Raw genomic sequence first — 4,526 nt, forward strand, 5'->3', positions numbered from 1 at the left:
TTGCCGCCGGGCCGCCCCAAGGCAAAAAGCCCCCTTGGGGGGCAGCAAGCCGAAGGCGCAGCGTGGGGGCTTTTTTTGCCGCCGGGCCGCCCCAGGCAAAAAGCCCCCTTGGGGGGCAGCAAGCCGAAGGCGCAGCGTGGGGGTTTTTGCCTGGATGCGCTCCAGGCCCGGCACTCAGCGGCGGCGGCCGAACCCCACCACCAGCACACCCACCACGATGGCGGCTATGCCCGCCCAAGTGGGAATGGAAACGGATTTTTCGGTTTCGGCCGTGGCTTTGACTGAACCGATCTGCAGCACGGTTTCCTCGCTCTTGTAGTCAAAGCCCTTGTACACCAGTGCCGCCGCGCCCAGTGCGATAAGCACTATTCCCACGATAGTCGCCGGTTTCATCGTTATTTCCTCTTCTCGTGATTGACGATGCGCCGGAAGATACCGGAACGCCCTTCCACTGTCAGTGACAGAACGTGTCGTGTCAATAAGGGAACCACATGGGCCGCATCGTCACCGGGCCTCGTATAGAATCAACCCTTTTGCCCGACGCCATGTGGTTCAAGAATCTCAAGATTTACCGACTTTCCTCGCCGTGGACGCTAACCGGCGAGCAGCTTGAAGAGTGCCTGGCCCGGCATGCTTACCAGCCGGGCAACAACCTGGAAATGCAAAGCGTGGGCTGGATATCTCCGCGCGAAAACGCGGCGCTGGCCCATACCGTGAACCAGCAGATCCTGCTCAGCCTGCGCGCTGAAAAAAAACTGCTGCCCGCCACGGTGGTGAATCAGGTAGCCCGCGCTCGCGCGCAGGAAATCGAAGAGCAGCAAGGCTACAAGCCGGGCCGCAAGCAAATGAAGGAAATCAAGGAGCGCGTCACCGACGAACTGCTTCCCAAGGCCTTCAGTGTGTACCGCGACACACGCGTGTGGATCGACCCGGTGAACCATTGGCTGGTGATCGACGCCGCGGCATCGGCCAAGGCCGACGAGGTGATCGGGCTGCTGGTGAAAACCATCGACCCCCTGCCGCTGGAAAACCTGTACGTGGCGCAGTCGCCCGCCGCCGCCATGACGGGCTGGCTGGCCGCCAATGAGGCGCCGGCCAATTTCAGCATCGACCAGGACACCGAATTGCGCGCATCCGGCGAAAGCCGTGCCGCCATCCGCTACGTCAAGCACTCCATCGATGTCGACGACGTGCGCCGCCACATCCAGTCGGGCAAGCAGTGCACCCGCCTGGCCATGACCTGGGCCGACCGCGTGTCGTTCGTGTTGACCGAATCGCTGGACGTCAAGCGGGTGGCCCCGCTGGACGTCCTGAAGGAAGGCAACGACGCCGTCATGCAGAACGACGACGAAAAGTTCGATTCCGACATGGCGCTCATGACTGGCGAGCTGGCCAAGCTGATGGCCGAACTGACGGAAGCGCTGGGCGGCGAAAAGCGCATCTGAAAACGGGCGGCATTGCGCCGCCCGCGAAACGCGTCAGTCCAGGCCGTGGAACGTGGAATCGTCCGGCCCGATGTGCGACGGATGTTTCCACGTCACGTCGCGCATCGAATGCTGCACCAGCCCTTCCACCCCCAGCAATACCGCGAAAATGGCCATGCGGATGGGAATGCCGTTGTCCGTCTGGCGGAATATGGCCAGGCGGGGGTCGTCGTTCAAATCGACGCTCAGGTCGTTCGCCCCCGGGCGGCTGTCGCGCGGCAGCGGATGCATCACGATGGTGTCGGGTCCGCAGTGGGTGTCGATCATCGCCCGGCTGATCTGGAAATCGGCCGTATAGCCTTCGGTTTCATCGTTGGCAAAGCGTTCTTTCTGGACACGCGTGGCGTAAATGACATCCACGCCGGCGAGGCCGTCGGCCAACACGCTTTTCTGCTCGATGACGTTATCGTTGCGGCTGGCCTGCTCGATGATGTAAGCCGGCATTTCCAGGCCCGGCGGGGAAATCAGGGTGAACTTGATTCCCTTGTACAAGGCCAGCAGCTTGATCAGCGAGTGCACGGTACGGCCGTACTTCAAATCGCCCACCATGGCGATGTGCGCGCCGTCGAGCAGTTTGCCCAGGCGCGAGAACTCGGTCAGGATGGTGTACAGGTCGAGCAAGGCCTGGCTGGGATGCTCGCCCGGGCCATCGCCGCCGTTGACCACCGGAATATTCGTCGCGCGTGCGAATTCGGCCACCGAGCCCTGGTCGGGGTGGCGGATCACCATGGCATCGACATAGCCGCTCATGACCCGGCTGGTGTCGTAGATGGATTCCCCCTTGGCCATGGACGAAAACGTGAAGCCGGTGGTGTCGCACACCGAGCCGCCCAGGCGGCAGAAGGCAGACCCGAAACTGACGCGAGTACGCGTGCTGGCTTCAAAGAACAGGTTGCCCAGCACCGCGCCCTCCAGCACCCGCGACACCTTCTGGCGGCGCGCAATCGGTTGCATCAGGTCGGCCACCCTGAACAGGTCTTCAACCGACTCGCGCGAGAACTGGTCTACTGAAATCAGCTGATGCTTGCCATCGACCGCGATACGCTCGCGCAACGGCCCAGCCTGTGCGCTTTGCGTATATTTTTCAAGCAACGCGCTGTTTTGCACGATTTCGCTGACGAAGCGCTCTACCACTTCGGGCATGGCTCGGAATTCCTGCGATCCCTCGGGCAACAGCCAGGTGTCCAGGGCACGCCGCTTCACGCCGATGCGCGTAGCGAAAACATCGCGAGTAAGGTTCAGGCGGCGCATGGCGTCGCGCAGGAAAGCTTGCTGGGAAATGGACATGGCAGGCCCTTGAGTGGACATAAAATATACGCAATGCGTATATTAAACCCTGGATTTCCTGCCTCGCAAGCGATTTCAGTACGGTGCGGCGCTGACGGTATACGCGGCACCCACCTGACTGTCGATATCGACCGCCACCCCCACTGATAGCCAGCAGCCCGCAACAAAAGCAAACAAGGCAAGCAGATACGCCAGGGCGCCCAGCCCGCCCGCCAGCATGGCGCTGCGTGGCCCCACCCCCATTTGCGCCACGCCCCAGCACAACATGGCCAGCCCGCAAGCCAGTACGCCGCCAAGAAATAGGGCCAATGGAAACGTCAAGTCGGGCGGAGCGATATCGGCGCCCAGCACGCCCAGCGTAAAGCCCAGCTCGATCAGTACGCCCATGGCGTTCAGCCAACCCAGCCAGCGCGCCGCGGCGCCCAGGGAAACAAAGGCAACGGCCCCGGCCCTGGACTGGGCCATGCCGCCTTGCGCGGAAATCAGTTCGGCAGGGGCCGGCATACCGGGGTTGCGCTCTGGATCGACGCTTTGGCAGCCTGGACCTCCGCCGCGTCCCAAGGGGCATCTCCCAGCACCATGACCGTGACTTGCGAATCAGCCGCCCCCGCGGCTTGGGCACGGATGATCTGCAGGATTTTGGCGGGCTCGGTTTTCTTGAAGACCTGGATTTCATTGGGCATGCCCTTCTGCCCCAGGCTGTGGTGCGAGATATAGACCGCGCCGTAAGGATGGCGGCGCTGCTCGTGGCAGACACGCACGTATTCTCCGGCGCGCCTGTAGGCCGCCTGGAAGTCGGCCTGCACGGCGAAGGTATCAGTAGCGCCGGGAGGGTCTCCGGACAACAGCCCCTTGCTGGCGCAGCCGCCAAGCCCGACCACCACCGCCAGCCCCGCAAGGCCCAAAATGCGCATATTCATTCCCGCCAGATGAGTCCAAGGCCGCCATTATGCATCAATGACCCACGCCATCGGCGGCTGCGCCGCCGCGCCGGCCAAATGGCCGGGCGGCCAGGCGCGAAGTCAATCGGCGGCCTTCTGAATGCTTTCGCCGCCACGTTCGATATCTTTGCCGGCGCCGGCAACGGTATTGCAGCCAGCGGAAACAGCGGTCATGGCAAGCAAGATGGCGAGCAGGAACCTGTTATTCATGATTTCTCCTTGGCACAGAAGACAAGCAGGGCCCAGTTGGCACCCTGCGCCGGCACGCAGTACACCAGCATGGCTATCATGCACCCATTTCCGCCCCCTGTTCAAGCAGGTACGCGCCGCACACAGCTTGGGGGCCGGACGGCAGGACGCGCGGTACACGCGATCGCGGCGATGGTATAGCATGGCGGTATGCAGAATACGACTCCGCCCGCGGGCTCCGGCGACGCCGATCAAGGCTGGGGCTGGCAACAGCCCAATTGCCATGGCCAGGCCGCACTGGCGCTATTCATCGACGACTTGCACCGCATACTGCAGGCCCATACCGCGCAGCAGCTTGCCGGCGAGGCACCGCTGGCGGCCGCCCAGGAACGCGTGGACACGCTGCTTGCGCGCTATGTAGAAACGCGCAAGGCGCCGGATATCTTCGACGGGCAATCGGTTACCTTGAAAGAAGGCGTGGATCGCGACGGGGTGTCGCACACGGTGCCGATTTTTTCCCCCAGGCTGAAACAGGCGCTGATTGCCATGCTGGGCCGCCCGGGCGGCCGCGCAGGCTGACGGGGCGGCTACGCCTATAGCGGCGCCGCCGCGGCGGCAGCCACTG

7 protein-coding genes are annotated in these 4,526 nt (G+C 63.2%); 2 read left to right on the top strand and 5 right to left on the bottom strand.

What is annotated here, in order from left to right; all coding sequences use genetic code 11:
* Positions 1–174 precede the first annotated feature (174 nt).
* Entirely contained in the window at positions 175–393 is a 219-nt protein-coding gene (locus LPZ50_RS22195) for a hypothetical protein (RefSeq protein WP_230665005.1), read from the bottom strand.
* 152 nt (positions 394–545) lie between these two features.
* On the opposite strand from LPZ50_RS22195, the gene LPZ50_RS22200 reads away from it, so the two are divergent.
* A complete protein-coding gene (locus LPZ50_RS22200; protein WP_230665011.1) occupies positions 546–1,445 on the top strand; it encodes a recombination-associated protein RdgC in 900 nt (299 codons plus the stop codon).
* A gap of 33 nt (positions 1,446–1,478) precedes the next feature.
* Here the strand turns inward: LPZ50_RS22200 and LPZ50_RS22205 are convergent, their stop codons facing one another.
* The 4 genes from LPZ50_RS22205 to LPZ50_RS22220 form a co-directional block, all read right to left on the bottom strand.
* Positions 1,479–2,771 carry an aspartate carbamoyltransferase gene (locus LPZ50_RS22205; protein ID WP_230665006.1) on the bottom strand — a complete coding sequence of 431 codons (1,293 nt, stop codon included), beginning with the start codon at positions 2,769–2,771 and terminating at the stop codon, positions 1,479–1,481.
* A 75-nt stretch (positions 2,772–2,846) separates the two neighbouring features.
* Positions 2,847–3,275: a hypothetical protein gene (locus LPZ50_RS22210; RefSeq protein WP_230665007.1), complete on the bottom strand. Its 429-nt coding sequence runs from the start codon at positions 3,273–3,275 to the stop codon at positions 2,847–2,849.
* Positions 3,254–3,685: a BPTD_2524 family lipoprotein gene (locus LPZ50_RS22215; RefSeq protein WP_230665008.1), complete on the bottom strand. Its 432-nt coding sequence runs from the start codon at positions 3,683–3,685 to the stop codon at positions 3,254–3,256. The genes LPZ50_RS22210 and LPZ50_RS22215 overlap by 22 nt, the downstream gene beginning before the upstream one ends.
* Positions 3,686–3,793: 108 nt before the next feature.
* Entirely contained in the window at positions 3,794–3,922 is a 129-nt protein-coding gene (locus LPZ50_RS22220; RefSeq protein ID WP_230665009.1) for an entericidin A/B family lipoprotein, read from the bottom strand.
* A gap of 189 nt (positions 3,923–4,111) precedes the next feature.
* Between LPZ50_RS22220 and LPZ50_RS22225 the strand changes: the two genes are divergently transcribed.
* On the top strand, positions 4,112–4,480 hold the full coding sequence (locus tag LPZ50_RS22225) for a hypothetical protein (RefSeq protein WP_230665010.1): 369 nt from the start codon (positions 4,112–4,114) through the stop codon (positions 4,478–4,480).
* Positions 4,481–4,526 lie beyond the last annotated feature (46 nt).

The organism is Bordetella petrii (assembly GCF_020991325.1).
Taxonomy (GTDB): Bacteria; Pseudomonadota; Gammaproteobacteria; order Burkholderiales; family Burkholderiaceae_B; genus Bordetella_A; species Bordetella_A petrii_E.